Source organism: Pseudarthrobacter sp. J1738 (genome assembly GCF_050490315.1).
In the GTDB taxonomy this organism is placed as follows: domain Bacteria; phylum Actinomycetota; class Actinomycetes; order Actinomycetales; family Micrococcaceae; genus JBNPEO01.
Map to the genome: position 1 here is coordinate 99,825 of NZ_JBNPEO010000008.1, position 13,929 is coordinate 113,753.

The 13,929-nt window shown below is 58.6% G+C and carries 16 protein-coding genes and 1 tRNA gene; 10 read left to right on the forward strand and 7 right to left on the reverse strand.

Translation table 11 applies throughout. The features are described from left to right. The 4 genes from ACQR35_RS11205 to ACQR35_RS11220 all read left to right on the forward strand — a co-directional run bounded on the left by ACQR35_RS11205 (nucleotide 1) and on the right by ACQR35_RS11220 (nucleotide 2,387). Nucleotides 1–612 (forward strand): bacterial proteasome activator family protein, encoded by a 612-nt coding sequence (locus ACQR35_RS11205; protein WP_430270089.1) that lies wholly within the window; start codon nucleotides 1–3, stop codon nucleotides 610–612. A gap of 9 nt (nucleotides 613–621) precedes the next feature. Beyond that, entirely contained in the window at nucleotides 622–1,086 is a 465-nt protein-coding gene (locus tag ACQR35_RS11210) for a hypothetical protein (RefSeq protein WP_430267527.1), read from the forward strand. Nucleotides 1,087–1,197: 111 nt separating this feature from the next. Next, the gene (locus ACQR35_RS11215) at nucleotides 1,198–1,443 is read left to right on the forward strand and encodes a hypothetical protein (protein ID WP_430267528.1); all 246 of its coding nucleotides are present in this window, start codon (nucleotides 1,198–1,200) and stop codon (nucleotides 1,441–1,443) included. 104 nt (nucleotides 1,444–1,547) lie between these two features. After that, nucleotides 1,548–2,387 carry an aldo/keto reductase gene (locus tag ACQR35_RS11220; protein WP_430270090.1) on the forward strand — a complete coding sequence of 280 codons (840 nt, stop codon included), beginning with the start codon at nucleotides 1,548–1,550 and terminating at the stop codon, nucleotides 2,385–2,387. A gap of 134 nt (nucleotides 2,388–2,521) precedes the next feature. Here ACQR35_RS11220 and ACQR35_RS11225 read toward each other — a convergent pair. Further along, nucleotides 2,522–2,594: transfer RNA gene (locus tag ACQR35_RS11225), tRNA-Thr, on the reverse strand. Between the two features lie 382 nt (nucleotides 2,595–2,976). Here ACQR35_RS11225 and ACQR35_RS11230 point away from each other — a divergent pair. Then, nucleotides 2,977–3,708: an HAD-IA family hydrolase gene (locus ACQR35_RS11230; RefSeq protein ID WP_430270091.1), complete on the forward strand. Its 732-nt coding sequence runs from the start codon at nucleotides 2,977–2,979 to the stop codon at nucleotides 3,706–3,708. Between the two features lie 5 nt (nucleotides 3,709–3,713). On the opposite strand, the gene ACQR35_RS11235 is transcribed toward ACQR35_RS11230, so the two are convergent. From ACQR35_RS11235 to tmk, 3 genes are all read right to left on the reverse strand, one after another. Further along, nucleotides 3,714–5,267, reverse strand: coding sequence for an alpha/beta fold hydrolase (locus ACQR35_RS11235; protein ID WP_430270092.1), 1,554 nt, complete (start codon nucleotides 5,265–5,267; stop codon nucleotides 3,714–3,716). A gap of 73 nt (nucleotides 5,268–5,340) precedes the next feature. Beyond that, nucleotides 5,341–6,483: a DNA polymerase III subunit delta' gene (locus ACQR35_RS11240; RefSeq protein WP_430270093.1), complete on the reverse strand. Its 1,143-nt coding sequence runs from the start codon at nucleotides 6,481–6,483 to the stop codon at nucleotides 5,341–5,343. After that, complete coding sequence (gene tmk / locus ACQR35_RS11245; protein WP_430267533.1) at nucleotides 6,480–7,181, reverse strand: dTMP kinase; 702 nt, start codon at nucleotides 7,179–7,181, stop codon at nucleotides 6,480–6,482. Before tmk ends, ACQR35_RS11240 begins: the two co-directional genes overlap by 4 nt. Nucleotides 7,182–7,262: 81 nt before the next feature. On the opposite strand from tmk, the gene ACQR35_RS11250 reads away from it, so the two are divergent. Together ACQR35_RS11250 and ACQR35_RS11255 are read left to right on the forward strand one after the other, a co-directional pair. Beyond that, nucleotides 7,263–8,501, forward strand: coding sequence for a trans-sulfuration enzyme family protein (locus ACQR35_RS11250; RefSeq protein ID WP_430267534.1), 1,239 nt, complete (start codon nucleotides 7,263–7,265; stop codon nucleotides 8,499–8,501). A 27-nt stretch (nucleotides 8,502–8,528) separates the two neighbouring features. Beyond that, nucleotides 8,529–8,870 (forward strand): DUF2516 family protein, encoded by a 342-nt coding sequence (locus ACQR35_RS11255; protein ID WP_430270094.1) that lies wholly within the window; start codon nucleotides 8,529–8,531, stop codon nucleotides 8,868–8,870. Nucleotides 8,871–8,889: 19 nt separating this feature from the next. Here ACQR35_RS11255 and ACQR35_RS11260 read toward each other — a convergent pair whose 3' ends face one another. Further along, nucleotides 8,890–9,714 (reverse strand): class I SAM-dependent methyltransferase, encoded by an 825-nt coding sequence (locus ACQR35_RS11260; RefSeq protein ID WP_430270095.1) that lies wholly within the window; start codon nucleotides 9,712–9,714, stop codon nucleotides 8,890–8,892. Between the two features lie 144 nt (nucleotides 9,715–9,858). On the opposite strand from ACQR35_RS11260, the gene ACQR35_RS11265 reads away from it, so the two are divergent. Beyond that, entirely contained in the window at nucleotides 9,859–10,605 is a 747-nt protein-coding gene (locus ACQR35_RS11265) for a phosphoglyceromutase (RefSeq protein ID WP_430268818.1), read from the forward strand. Between the two features lie 98 nt (nucleotides 10,606–10,703). Here ACQR35_RS11265 and phoU read toward each other — a convergent pair whose 3' ends face one another. Further along, nucleotides 10,704–11,360 (reverse strand): phosphate signaling complex protein PhoU, encoded by a 657-nt coding sequence (gene phoU / locus ACQR35_RS11270; protein ID WP_430270096.1) that lies wholly within the window; start codon nucleotides 11,358–11,360, stop codon nucleotides 10,704–10,706. 207 nt (nucleotides 11,361–11,567) lie between these two features. Here phoU and ACQR35_RS11275 point away from each other — a divergent pair, with 207 nt between their 5' ends. Both ACQR35_RS11275 and ACQR35_RS11280 read left to right on the forward strand, forming a co-directional pair. After that, nucleotides 11,568–12,776 carry a sensor histidine kinase gene (locus ACQR35_RS11275; RefSeq protein WP_430268834.1) on the forward strand — a complete coding sequence of 403 codons (1,209 nt, stop codon included), beginning with the start codon at nucleotides 11,568–11,570 and terminating at the stop codon, nucleotides 12,774–12,776. Further along, a complete protein-coding gene (locus ACQR35_RS11280; protein ID WP_430270097.1) occupies nucleotides 12,773–13,453 on the forward strand; it encodes a winged helix-turn-helix domain-containing protein in 681 nt (226 codons plus the stop codon). The genes ACQR35_RS11275 and ACQR35_RS11280 overlap by 4 nt, the downstream gene beginning before the upstream one ends. Nucleotides 13,454–13,493: 40 nt before the next feature. Here the strand turns inward: ACQR35_RS11280 and ACQR35_RS11285 are convergent, their stop codons facing one another. Further along, the gene (locus ACQR35_RS11285; RefSeq protein ID WP_430268821.1) at nucleotides 13,494–13,763 is read right to left on the reverse strand and encodes a hypothetical protein; all 270 of its coding nucleotides are present in this window, start codon (nucleotides 13,761–13,763) and stop codon (nucleotides 13,494–13,496) included. Between the last annotated feature and the right edge of the window lie 166 nt (nucleotides 13,764–13,929).

Here is a 13,929-nt window from a genome sequence, read left to right on the forward strand (position 1 = left end):
ATGACTGAGGAGAACCGCACCGCACCACGCCAAGGGGAGGACGTCCCGGTGGAGGGAACCACTGTTCCGGAGGCTAAGTCCGAAGCGTTGAACCTGAGCGATTTGGTGGATGAGCCTGCCAAGGTGATGCGCATAGGGACCATGATTCGTCAGCTGCTTGAGGAAGTGAAGAGCTCCCCGCTAGATGATGCTGCCCGTATTCGCCTAGCTGAGATCCACACACGATCCATCCGGGAGCTTGAAGACGGCTTGGCACCGGAACTCGTCGAAGAACTTGAACGGCTTCGTTTGCCGTTCCCGGAAAATGCTGCGCCCTCCGATGCTGAGCTGCGGATCGCTCAGGCCCAATTGGTGGGTTGGCTTGAGGGACTGTTCCACGGCATTCAGACGGCCATCGCTGCCCAGCATGCCGTCCGGGAGCAGACCGCCGCACAGCTTCAATTGCGCCAATTGCCGCCCGGTACGGTGATTGCGCCCGGGGTGATCATTGGTGAGAACGGTGAACCGCAACGTGCACCAAGCCCAACCGGTGCCACGGACGCCGGTGCGCCTCAAGACCCAGCCGCGGGCCGCCGTCGTGATCCTGACCACGGCCCAGGCCAGTACTTGTAGGCCGAACTGATGGGGATTTTTTCTGTGGCACGGCAGGGCAAGCGGGACGATAAAGAGCTAGGCAAAGGTTTGTGGCGGCGCGCTCACGATCGTTTTCAGCGTGGTTTGGACAGGTATCACCAAGTCCTTGAGGGCGTTGAGGACGATGCTCTCTACAACGAGTTGGTGTTGATCGCGAACGATCTCTCGCAGCTATTGCCACGGGTCCGGGCAGTGTGCGCCGCGGCCCAAAAGCAGCATCCCAGTGAAGAGCTAGAGGTGCCGATTCAGCTGGCAGCCGTGCACCGGGCGCTGTCCAACGCGGGCAATGATTTGGCCACAACCGCCCAAGCAGCGGCGATGCTTCGGCTCGCTGTGGGGCCCGGTAAAGGGCCGGTGTCAGACACGGCGGTGTCAGTCCGGCGCCGTGCGGAGGCTGTTTCCGCCCACGTGCACGACGCCGAACGGCAGCTAAGCGAGCAGGCCCAGCTGTAGTTTTTGGTTGAGTTTTAACGTGAGGAGTCACCATGGGCATCGAACGAATCAACGAGGGGCTGGATCTTGGCGTCCGAACCGTCATTTCTGCCGCACGTGCCAAGGTGTGGCGTGCGTGGTCTGATCCTAGCGAGTTTGCCACGTGGTGGGTTCCGGCTCCCGAGGCGTGTCACTACCCCGTTTATCACAGGTGTTTTTACGTTTGAAGACCACCCGGACGGCACGCTTTACACGGCTAGAGCGCTTCATAAGGACAAGGCTGACCGGGACAATCACCTGGAACTCGGATTCTTTGAGGGCTGCGGCGCAGTGACCGAACAGCTGGCCGAACTAGCTAGCAGCTACTCGCGAGACTAAGAGCGTTTTATTCCTGCTTTGAGGCACATTTTTGAGGTTACGCATATAGCGGATGCAGCTGCTTTTGCCTGTAATTTGCTGTGTTGCTTTGGCAGGATGGAACCATGACTTCTTCACCGAATCTGACATTCAATGACGGCAACACCATCCCGCAGCTCGGCTACGGCGTATGGCAGGTAGAAGACGATGTCGCTGAAAAGGTTGTGAGTCAGGCTTTCAAGGCTGGCTTCCGGCACATCGACACCGCCAAGATTTACGGCAACGAGGCAGGCGTAGGCCGCGCCATTGCGTCCTCCGGGTTGGACCACAAGGACATCTTCATCACCACCAAGTTGTGGAACGCTGACCAGGGCTACGAGTCCACACTGGCGGCCTTTGAGGCATCCATGGAGCGACTTGGCCTGGAAACGCTTGACCTGTACCTCATCCACTGGATGCAGCCGAAGCAGAACAAGTACGTTGACACCTGGAAAGCACTCATCGAGCTGCAGAAGCAGGGCCGGGTCAAGTCCATTGGTGTTTCCAACTTCACCAAGGAAGGCCTGCAGGAAATCATCGACGCTACCGGCGTTGTTCCGGCCATCCACCAGATCGAACTGCACCCGTTCTTCAACCAGAGCGAACTGCGTGAATTCAACGCTTCTAAGGGCATCCTGACTCAGGCTTGGTCCCCGCTGGGTCAGGGCGGTGAGCTGCTGAGCAACGATGTTGTCACCAACATCGCTGAGAAGCACAACGCCACTGCCGCTCAGGTAGTTATTGCTTGGCACTTGGCTATCGGCAACGTGGTGATCCCCAAGTCCGTGACCGAATCCCGCATTCAGGAGAACTTCGCTGCTTTGAACGTCACCCTTGACGCCGAGGACATCGAAGCAATCACCGCACTGGACAAGGGTGCCGAAGGCCGCATCGGGGCCGACCCGGCAGTCTCTGACTTCCAGTAGGCAACTCGCCACATAAGCGCTACAAAATAGGACATCCGCACCCGGGATTTTGGGTGCGGATGTCCTATTTTGTAGCGGAAGTCTCCAGGCAAAAAACAAGCCCCGCAAAATCCGTGGATTCGCGGGGCTTTTCGAGCTTCCTATCAGAATCGAACTGATGACCTTTTCATTACGAGTGAAACGCTCTACCGACTGAGCTAAGGAAGCAACACGAGGTTCATCCGGGCGAGCGGATGAATCACGCAAGAATCAACTGTAGTGGAGGCCCGGCGTTACGGTCAAAACGCAGCCCCAGCCGAGGATAAACCAAGGGCTGGAACCGCCCCCATATGACGGTTCCAGCCCAGCTATGCAGAGACACGGCACGGCACTTTATGACGCGAAAACCTACAGAATTCCAAAAAAGTTTGATGAGCCAGGATACGGCTGTTCATCTTGCGGTCGGTCAGGGTTTAGGAGTTGGTTTTGCAGATCCGTCACTCTGGTGTTCAGATGGGCGGCCAAAGTGCGCCGAGCCAGAACTTAACTGCGATATTCGTGGCAACAATGGCGCTGCCGCGGGATCGCTCGACCTTGGGAGAGCAACACCATGAGCGTGGACAACAGTACAACAGGCCAGCAGACCCCTTTCATCACACCGGTGCGGAACCTTCGCCTAGCCATTTTGGACATGTCCGGCACCACCATCACGGATGACGGCATCACTGAGCAAGCCATGGCCCGGGCCCTCCAGGAACAGGGAATCAGCGCAGGCAGTGCGCAATATGACTCCATGCTCGGCTACGCGCGCGACACCATGGGCATCTCCAAAATCACCGTCTTTGAGCACCTCTTTGAGCACAATCCGGGTCAAGCAGCTGCGGCCAACAGGACCTTTGAAACCGTTTACGACGAGCTGGTCAAAAACGGGGGAGTCCGCGCTATTGACGGTGCAGCGGATACCATCGCATGGCTCCGTGAGGCAGGACTGCAGATCTGCCTGGCCACGGGATTCGGCCGGCACACCCAAAACACGATTCTTGAGTCTTTGGGCTGGATGGGAATGGCGGATTTGAGCCTGTGCCCGGCAGACGCTGGCCGCGGCCGCCCGTACCCGGACATGATCCTCACAGCAGTGCTAGCCCTAGACCTCGACGACGTCCGCGAGGTTCTTGTAGTTGGCGATACCACCTCGGACATGCTGGCAGGGTTACGCGCCGGAGCCGGTGTGGTGACCGGAGTGCTCACCGGCGCCCACACTGAGGCGGCCCTGCGAGCAGCAGGTGCTGGCGTCGTCGTTCCTTCCATTAAGGAACTGCCGGCGGTCCTACAAGGCCGCTAAAAACGCTAGCAAATTGTGCCGTCCTTGGGCGTTTTCCCGTCCACTAGGTAGCCGTCCACCGCATTGCGCACACACTCATTGGAACGGCCGTAGGCGGTGTGACCTTCGCCTTTCCACGTCAGCAGACTCGCGTTGCCCATTTCTTTGCGCAGCGCGCCAGCCCAAGCGTATGGCGTGGCCGGGTCCCCGGTGGTTCCAATCACGACGACGGTGTTCTCACCTGTGTAGCTAGCCGGGGCGGGGGTGCGCAGCGGCTTGTACGGCCAACCCACGCAGTTGGATCCGCCGTAGGCAAAGAATTCCCCGAAGGTCGGTGAGGCCTGCTTGAGGACTTCAGCGTCTTGGCGCATGGTGGCCACATCGCTGACCATCGGGTAGTCCAAGCAGTTGATTGCGTTGAAAGCGAAGGTGCTGTTGGAGGTGTATCTGCCATCAGCGGAGCGGTCCGCACCCAAGTCTGCAAGGTACATCATGGCACTGGGATCTCCGCTGATCGCTAAGGACAGGGCGCTCGTGAGCATGGGCCAGTTGGCGTCGTTGTAGAGCGGAAGAATCAGGCCGCTCACAAAACTGCTGGCCGTAACAACACGACCGTCGGTGTTTTTCTGCGGGCTGGCCACAAAGCTAGCGATCAGATCCCGGATCTGTTGCATACCTTCATCCGGCGTACCGCTGAGGGGGCAATCGCTGCCTTGGAGGCAACTGGTGACGTACGTCTTCAACGCGGCTTCGAATGCCTTGGCCTGCCCCAGAGTCAGCTCTTCGTTGCTCAAAGCCGGGTCCAGCGCACCATCCAGTACTACCCGGCCCACCTTGTCCGGGAAGAGCTGGGCGTAAGTGGAACCTAAGAACGTTCCGTAGGAGTAGCCCACGTAGTTGAGCTTGGCGTCGTTAGACGTTGCGCGCAGAACATCGAGATCCTTAGCGGCGCTGACGGTGTCCACATGGCCCAGGATCTCGCCGGTCTTTTTCTGGCACTCGGCGATGATCTTTTTGTTGTCCGCCTGGGACTTGGCTAGGCCAGCATCGGTGTCCAACTTGTAGTCGATGGCACGGTATTCGTCACGTTCTTTATCCGTCAGGCACGTCACCGGAGCGGAAGAGCGCACACCGCGCGGGTCAAAGCCCACGATGTCGTAGGACGCGCGCACCTTTGCGCTGAAGTTGGTCATTCCGGCGTCGCGAACAAACTCAATTCCGGAGCCGCCTGGGCCGCCGGGGTTGGTCAGCAAGGAACCGATTTTTTTGCCGGTGGCCGGGATTTTGATGGCTTGGATGTCAATTGTGGCACCGTCTGGTTTGGCATAGTCCAAGGGCACCATAATTTTGGCGCAACTCATGCCAGCTTCGTCTTTTTCCTTGCACGGCTCCCAAGCCACGGACTGAGTGTAGAACTTTTTCAGTTCCGGGGCAGAGCCAGCAATCGCCGTTTCGTTGGCTTGCGAAGTTGCCGACGGTGCAGCCGATCCCGGCTGTTGCCCCCACGGTGTGCAAGCCGAAAGTAGTGCCACGCAAGCGAGTGCGGCAACGGATGCACGCAGACGGTGGGCAATTCTCATGCGTAACTCCTCGAACGGCGCGCAGAAAGCGGGCAGATTTGGTCGGCGGTCTCCACACCGACTGATTCAGTACTCAAATTAGGCTAGCTGCCATGGCCTCTACAGCCAGTAACGGCGCCACGTTGCTTGTGACAATACGACGGCGTGTGGTGTTGATCGCGTCCATTCTTGCCAGTGTTTTCTCTGGGCTGGAGTTGTTGGCGAACTCTTCAATTTCGGCGCTGAGCTCAACGTTGACTAACTCCACTCCGTGCCCCAGCTGAACCATCAGCACATCTCGGTAGAACGAGAGTAGATCAGTGAGCGTCCGGTCCAGAGAGTCGGTGATGGACCTTTTGGCGCGCCGTTTTTGATCGTCCTCAAGCTGTTTAAGTTGGGCTCGCATGGCCGGTGGGAGTGTCCCTGTTTCCGGAGCACCCAGTGAGGCCAGCAAAGCAATCTTTTCTTGAGCGTCCCGTTCGTCATTGGAGCTTTGCGCCTCATCGGTAGCAATGCTGGTCAGCTCCTCTGCCATCAGAACCGCTGCCGTAATCCCACGCAATGCGAGCGGAAGCCTTACTGTGGCGGTCCGGCGTTCGCGAGCGTTAGGGTCTTTAGCCAGACGGCGGGCAATACCAATATGGCTTTGCGCGGCACGTGCCACGGTCTGCGCCAAAGCTGGATCCACGCCGTCGCGCTTTATTAACAAAGCCGCAACGTCGGCAGCTGGCGGCAGGCGCAAACCCACTGGCCTGCAACGCGAACGGATGGTGACCAAAACATCGGCAGGCGAGGGCGCGCAGAGCATCCAGATGGTGCGGGGTGTGGGCTCTTCGATGGCTTTGAGGAGCACGTTGGTGGTGCGCTCGGCCATTCGGTCGGCGTCTTCCACCACAATGATCCGCCAGCGCCCCGTTGCGGGGCGATTACCTGCTTTGGCCACCAGCTCACGCGATTCATCAATGGTGATGGTGACCTTTTCGGTGCGCACAAAAGTCACGTCAGGGTGCGTTTCGCCCAGAATGGTTAGGCAGGCAGGGCACTGCCCGCAGCCGCGTTCGGCAACGTCTTCGCGTTCGCAATTGAGGGCGGCAGCGAATGCTTTGGCGGCGTTGGAACGCCCGGAACCTGGCGGTCCTGTGAACAGCCAAGCGTGTGAGAGCCGGTCACCGTTGACTGCCTGTTTTAACTGCTCGACGACGGCGGGCTGGCCTCCGAGCTCGTCCCAGACACTCATTGCCGCTCACCAGCAGGCTGTGCTCGGCGGTCTGCAAAAACACCTTCCACGCGCTCAAGAATCTGGGCCGAAATGGTCTCGATGGGTAGTGAAGCGTCGATGACCAGGTACATTTCGGGGCGTTTCGCGGCAACGTCCAAAAAGGCTTGCCGGACCATGGCATGAAAGGTATCTGGTTCGGATTCCAGCCGGTCCTCCACTGCAGCTCCGGCGGTACGGCGTGCACGGCCGTGTTCGGGGGAGACGTCCAAAACCACTGTGAAATCAGGCCAGAGCGAATCGGTTGCCCATTCGTTGAGCCCGCGAATTTCTTCGCTTCCCAGTCCGCGTGCCACACCTTGGTAGGCCACGGAGGAGTCAATGTAGCGGTCGGTGATAACTGCCTCGCCGCGGTCCAGGGCCGGCTTGATGAGTTGTTCGGCGTGAGCGGCTCGCGAGGCCGCGTACATCAGTGCTTCGGTGCGGGAATCGATGGTGCCATGCCCGTGTTCGAGTACTAAGGAACGGAGCTTTTCGCCGATGGCCGTTCCGCCGGGTTCACGGGTCTGAACCACCGTCATTCCGCGCTCACTCAGTGCCTCGGCTAGGAGCCGTGACTGGGTGGACTTGCCGGCACCGTCGCCGCCTTCGAAGGCAATAAACAGCCCTGTGCGCGGCCCGGATACGGTGCTGGGGCGTACATGCTTCTGCTCGGTCACTGCTCCAGCCTACCGGGAGGGTGGGACAGAAAAATTCTTAACAGTTAACGGCCCGCACTTCTGGAGCCTTAATGTTGGCTTATGACACTCTCGGACCATGGCGCGCTTTCTCCTGACACTGTTGTTGTTGCTGCGGGACGCCCGCCCCGAGAACGCGATCAGCCGGTTAATCCGCCCATCGTGTTGTCCTCCACCTATTTTGGAACCGGTTCTTTGGGTGATGGTGACCGTGGTTACGGCCGCTACGCTAACCCGTCGTGGGAGCCGTTTGAGGACGCGCTGGCTCAGCTTGAAGGCGCCGAATTACCGGGGCTTTTGTACTCCTCAGGATTGGCTGCAGTGAGCTCGGCTCTCTCCTTGATCCCGGCCCAGGGTGTGCTGGTGATGCCCTCGCACAGTTATGCGGGCTCGTTGCAGATGGCCAGCGAACTTGCCGAGAAAGGCTTCCTGACTTTGCGGACCGTGGACATCGCTGACACGGATGCCGTTTTGGAAGCACTCACGGCGGACGGTGTTAACGCCGCAATGTTGTGGCTTGAAAGCCCTACTAACCCCATGTTGGGCATCGCGGACATTCCTACGCTGGCTGCTGCTGCCCACAAAATTGGTGCCATTGTGGTCACGGATAACACTTTCTCCACGCCTCTTGTGCAAAAGCCTTTGTCCTTGGGTTCTGACATTGTGCTGCACTCGGTGACCAAATATTTGGCTGGCCACTCGGACGTGGTGTTGGGAGCACTTGTGACGAGTAACCCGGAAGTACGGGCAGATCTCCTTCACCACCGAACCATTCACGGAGCCATCGCCGGCCCCTTTGAGGCATGGCTTGCGCTGCGCGGTTTGCGCACACTGGCCTTGAGGATTGAGCGCTCTCAGGCCACGGCAATGCTCTTGGCTGATCGGCTCAAAGACCACCCCGCAGTTGAGGCCATCCGATTCCCGGGTTTGCCCACCGATCCCGGTCACGAGCGCGCCAAAAATCAAATGTCCGGGTTTGGCTCGGTGCTGTGTATTCAAGTCCGGGCCATCGATTCAACCAGCACCAGCAGTGAAAGCACGACGTCGGCCCAAGACTCCGCAGAAAGCCTCACCGGCGGTGCGGCTGCTGCGGACGCGCTAGTTCGTTCACTCAAGCTCTGGTTGCCAGCCACGTCCCTTGGTGGGGTGGAATCGTTGGTGGAGCGCCGTCGTCGTCATAAGGCAGAGCCGGAAAGCGTCCCGGAGAACCTGATTCGGTTCAGTGTGGGGATTGAGAACGCCGAGGACTTGTGGGCAGACCTAGCTCAAGGCCTCGACTCTTTGGCTTCATTAACCTCCTAGCGTGCGTTGGTAGCTTAGGCTGAGATGGTGACTGGCGCAGCGATCGTTTATTACTCCACATCATTCGTATACCTCGTCCTAGGGATAGTGGCACTTGGCCTAGAACTGTGGGCTTTTGTTGATGCCCTGCGCCACAAACCTGCCGCTTACACAGCAGCGTACAAACGGACTAAAACGTTTTGGATGGCTGTCACCGGCGCTGCCGCATTTGTTGGTGTGCTCTCCATCGTCACCGGCGGTGGGACCTTGGGTCTCTTTGGCCTGGCGGCGGTTACTGCAGCTTGTGTGTACCTTGCGGACGTGCGCCCCGAGGTCAAGGAAACCGGCAAGGGGCGCCCGGGCAACATGGGCCCATACGGCCCCTGGTAACGGCCCCTGGTAATCGGCCCTAGAAACTAAAGTTTTCCGGCGCTACGGCGTCCCAAGCCACGGTGAGTTCCCCAAGACGCCAGCGGGAGACGCCGTCGTAAATTGGCCAGTTCTCCGCGCGAAGTTGTTGGCACATCCGTACCCAACGCTGCCGGTTCCCAAAAGATGCAAGCGGCGCTGACTCGAGCCAGCAGCGGTCTATGGCTTGCAAAAAAGTGTGGATCTGCTCGCCGGGGACGTTGCGGTGAATAAGCGCTTTGGGCAGGCGTTCGGCCACCTCTGAAGGCAGCGTAAAAGTACCGAACCGCATGGAGAAGCTAAGCGTTTGCGGGCCGGTGGCATCCACCGCCACCCAGCTGGCCCGGCGGCCCACTTCGTCACACGTGCCCTCCACAAAGAGTCCGCCAGGTGCGAGCTTGCTACCTACCAGTCTCCAGATCCCAGGAACATCGTTCTCTTGGTATTGGCGCAGCACGTTGAAAGCCCTGACCACTATCGGTTTTGTGGGAACGGCGAGTTCAAAGCCGCCCAGCTGAAAACTGAGGCCGTCCACTTCAAGGGCCTGAGCCGCGCGCACGCGTTCGGGCTCAATCTCAATCCCAATCAATTGAACGTCGGCGCGCACTTGGCGCATCCGAGTGAAAAGTTCCACAGCCGTGGCCGGGGACGCTCCGTAACCTAGGTCAACGATGAGCGGAGTCTCAGCGGCCCGCAAACGGTGCGCTTGTGTACCGGAGAGCCAACGGTCCACCCGACGCATACGGTTGGGGTTTGTGGTGCCTCGAGTGACGTTGCCAAGCGGTTTTCCGCTCTTGCCACTGATTCGTTCCGCCTTTTGCACCACGGCCCAACTTTATCCTCCGCTGTCTCCAACGCAACGCGGGGTCAGTTACGGCCCATGTTTGCCGCCAACATGGGCCGTAAGTGACCCCGCGTTGTGAAACGTAACGCCAACCACGCCCCGGACGGCTCCGATAGGATACGAATTATGACTTACAAGCTGATTCTGCTGCGCCACGGCCACAGCGAATGGAACGCCAAGAACCTGTTCACTGGTTGGGTGGACGTTGACCTCAATGAGCAAGGCCGCACGGAAGCTGTCCGTGGCGGGGAGTTGCTCGTGGAGAACAACATCCTCCCGGACATCCTCTACACATCGCGTCTCAAGCGTGCCATAAACACCGCCAACTTGGCCCTGGAAAAGGCCAACCGCGGCTGGATTGACGTCAAGCGTAACTGGCGCCTGAACGAACGCCACTACGGCGCTTTGCAGGGCAAGGACAAGGCTCAGACCTTGGCCGAGTACGGTGAAGAGCAGTTTATGCAGTGGCGTCGTTCTTACGACACACCGCCGCCGCCCTTGGCTGATGACTCCGAGTTCTCCCAGGTTGGGGATCCGCAGTACGCAGACCTTGGTGACGGGGTTCCGCGCACCGAGTGCCTCAAGGACGTCCTTGAGCGGTTGCTGCCGTACTGGGAATCAGACATCAAGGAAGACCTCAAAGCAGGCAAGACCGTTCTGGTGACGGCTCACGGCAACTCCTTGCGCGCCCTGGTCAAACACCTAGACGGCATTAGCGATGATGACATCGCCGCACTGAACATCCCCACCGGTATCCCGCTCGTGTACGAGCTGGATGAGAACTTCAAACCGCTGGTCGCCGGCGGAAAGTACTTGGACCCGGAGGCAGCCGCTGCATCCATCAAGGCAGTAGCTAACCAAGGCAAAAAGTAGCGCAGGAAGAAGTTCCGCTTCTTCTTAAAGTCCGACGGCGGGGGCCCCAACTTTGTGGGGGGGGGGCCGTCGGAACTTTAGTCTTTCCGGGGCGCCGTTTAGGCGAATTCGTCAGACTGCCATTCACCGTTGACCAAGTAGCTAACCTTGCGGGCCACGGAAACGCCGTGGTCTGCGAAGCGCTCAAAGTAACGGCTGGCCAAGGCAACGTCCACCGTGGTGGTTGCGGATTCATTCCAGTCATCGGCGGCGATGGCCTTGAAGACGCTCAAGTGAAGCTCGTCCACTGCCATGTTGTCCTTGGCGATTTCGCGGGCAACATTGAGGTCGCGGGTTTCGAGGAGCGCGGTGACCTTTTTGGAAATTTCGATGTCCAAGCGGGCGAATTCCTTAAACGTTTCCTGCAAGGCTGCCGGGATAACGTTGTTTGGGTAACGCAGACGTGCCAATTGGGCTACGTGGCGTGCCAAGTCGCCCATACGTTCCAGGGAGGCGCTCATACGCAACGAGCCAACAATCATGCGCAAGTCAGAAGCCACGGGGCCCTGCAAAGCGAGAATGTCGATGGCACGCTCGTCGAGGCTGTTCTGCAAAAAGTCGATCCGGGCGTCGGCCGCAATAACATCTTGGGCCAGATCCACGTCAGCAACTTCGAAGGATTCGGTGGCCTTTTCGATGGCGCCGGTGACGAGCCGGGAAATTTCGATGAGTTCTTCGCCCACCTGCGCGAGCTCGTCTTGAAAAACCTTACGCACGGAGGCGTCCTTTCGTTGTCATGACATTGCTGTGATTGCTCGGACAGCAATCGGGAGTCATAAATCTGGTAGTCCAACTGGTAACACTGTCAGTAGCCGGTGAATAGTTACTCCCTACAAGGTGAACGTTAGTTGAACCGATCACGGTTTCGGTGCATATGAAACATTCTCACCGGCTCCAGCGCATAAGCTAGCCCTGTGGATCCACTGCTCAGCGGCATCATTGCCGGCCTCATCGGCCTGTCATTCGGTGTCTTTGGAGTGCTCGCTTTTAGGGCCAGCGAACGCCAACGCAGACTTATTGACGAAGACCCTGACGAACCAGCGCTGCCCGCAGGTTCCGCAGAAGTGCTCGCCGTTCTGGGCCGCGCCTTCGTGATTGTTGATGACATTGACGGTGTGGTGCGCGCCAGCCCAGCAGCCTACGCCTACGGCTTGGTCCGCGGGCACACCGTGGTCCACCAGCAACTCCTTGAGATGACCAGCAAGGTCCGCCGTGACGGTGTGATTTTGGAACAAAGCTTTGAGCTCCCGCGCGGCCCCTTAGGTCAGGGAACCATCATTGTTCAAGTCCGTGCTGCGCTCTTGGGTGAAGAATTTGTGTTGTTGCTTGCCGATGACCGGACGGAAATTACCCGTACCGAAGAAATCCGCAACGATTTTGTAGCCAACGTATCCCATGAGCTCAAAACGCCAGTCGGTGCCATATCCCTGCTGGCTGAGGCCCTTGAAGCCAGTCCGGATGATGAAGAAGCAGTGCGCCGCTTTGCTAAGCGTATGCACAAAGAGTCAGCACGTCTTGCCGCCCTAGTGCAGGACATTATTGAACTTTCCCGCCTGCAGGGGGCCAATATTGCCCAGCAAGGCACCGAAGTGGACATCAACGCGGTCATTGCCGACGCCGTCGATCGTTCCAAACTGCCCGCTGAAAGTAAGAACATTCAGATGGTGGTGGGTGGCCGTGTGGAGGCCAGGGTTTATGGAGACCCGGATCTACTCACTACGGCGTTGCGGAACTTGATCGACAATGCCATCAGGTACTCGCCGGAAAACACCAAGGTGGGTATTGGGGTTCGGTCCCGGGAGGGCCTGATTGCCATTTCCGTGACTGACCAAGGTGACGGGCTCAGCGCAGAAGATCAAGAGCGCGTATTTGAACGCTTTTACCGGGTGGACGCTGCACGCTCCCGGCACACTGGCGGTACAGGCCTAGGGTTGAGCATTGTTAAGCACGTTATTTCTAACCACGGTGGCGAAGTGACAGTGTGGTCTCAGCCGGGCCAAGGATCAACTTTTACGGTGCGATTGCCGGAAATGGAAAGTGAAGAATCGGCGAAGATCCCCGATTCTGCACAAATCGCACCGCTCGCACAGCGAAAAAACACCCGCATTCACGAACAAGGAGCCAACGCTTGAGCCGGATTCTGATTGTTGAGGACGAAGAATCGTTTTCCGACCCACTGTCCTACCTGTTGGGCAAAGAAGGTTTTGAGGTTGCCGTTGCAGATAACGGCCTGGACGCCATCACCGAGTTTGACCGTAACGGCGCTGACTTGGTGCTCTTGGATCTGCAGTTGCCGGGCCAGTCGGGCACCGAGGTGTGCCGGCAACTGCGCCAGCGCTCCTCCGTGCCGGTCATTATGCTGACGGCCAAGGACTCTGAGATCGACAAAGTTGTGGGGCTGGAACTTGGCGCTGATGACTACGTGACCAAGCCCTACTCATCCCGCGAATTGGTGGCACGTGTTCGGGCTGTGCTGCGCCGCCAGGGTGAGTCTGAAGAACTGATCAGCACCACCGTTCAGGCTGGCCCGGTGCGGATGGACATTGAACGCCACGTTGTCAGCGTAGGCGGGGAACAAGTTGCCCTGCCGTTGAAGGAATTTGAGCTCCTTGAGATGCTGTTGCGCAACTCGGGCCGTGTGCTCACTCGTGGTCAGTTGATTGACCGCGTATGGGGCTCTGACTACGTGGGGGATACCAAGACTTTGGACGTCCACGTCAAGCGCCTGCGCAGCAAAATTGAGCCGGACCCCTCAGTGCCGCGCTACCTTGTGACGGTGCGCGGTTTGGGTTACAAGTTCGAACCGTAAACTGCGTGTACTAGCAGGCGCTGGCTGATTCAGTCAGCGCCTAGGCGCGGTGACGGCGTGCCCAGTACAGTGGGGCCAAAATTGCCACGGCGGCAAAGGCTACGGTCAGCAGCAATTCGGCAAAGAGCAAAGCCACAACAGCCGTGATGCCCAAGCTCAGGGTGAATTGTCCTAGCGAGCCAGCGCCCACCATCAGTGCCAACAGAACCAGAAGTGTCAGTGCATAGGCGGTGAAAAAGCGGCCAGGGGTCTGGAGCTGCTGCACGGCTTTGCGGACATTTTCAGTGGAGTAGTAGCTGAGGCTGGTCATGGTTGTTTCCCGGGGGTCACTAAAGCGGCGGACATTCGTGGAGGAGGGGGAGACGGAAACTTTCGTTTCTACGTCCTTCACCTATTTTGCGGCTCAACCCTGTGAGTTACACCCCCAAAGCACAAATTGATCGCGTTAGATTGCTCACATCTGGAATCCGGGTCCA

Excerpts from the sequence above, each read along its gene's own strand:
- ACQR35_RS11205 (WP_430270089.1), top strand. The coding sequence starts at position 1 with ATGACTGAGGAGAACCGCACCGCACCACGCCAAGGGGAGGACGTCCCG.
- ACQR35_RS11210 (WP_430267527.1), top strand. The coding sequence starts at position 622 with ATGGGGATTTTTTCTGTGGCACGGCAGGGCAAGCGGGACGATAAAGAG.
- ACQR35_RS11220 (WP_430270090.1), top strand. The coding sequence starts at position 1,548 with ATGACTTCTTCACCGAATCTGACATTCAATGACGGCAACACCATCCCG.
- ACQR35_RS11230 (WP_430270091.1), top strand. The coding sequence starts at position 2,977 with ATGAGCGTGGACAACAGTACAACAGGCCAGCAGACCCCTTTCATCACA.
- ACQR35_RS11235 (WP_430270092.1), bottom strand. The coding sequence starts at position 5,267 with ATGAGAATTGCCCACCGTCTGCGTGCATCCGTTGCCGCACTCGCTTGC.
- ACQR35_RS11240 (WP_430270093.1), bottom strand. The coding sequence starts at position 6,483 with ATGAGTGTCTGGGACGAGCTCGGAGGCCAGCCCGCCGTCGTCGAGCAG.
- ACQR35_RS11250 (WP_430267534.1), top strand. The coding sequence starts at position 7,263 with ATGACACTCTCGGACCATGGCGCGCTTTCTCCTGACACTGTTGTTGTT.
- ACQR35_RS11265 (WP_430268818.1), top strand. The coding sequence starts at position 9,859 with ATGACTTACAAGCTGATTCTGCTGCGCCACGGCCACAGCGAATGGAAC.
- ACQR35_RS11285 (WP_430268821.1), bottom strand. The coding sequence starts at position 13,763 with ATGACCAGCCTCAGCTACTACTCCACTGAAAATGTCCGCAAAGCCGTG.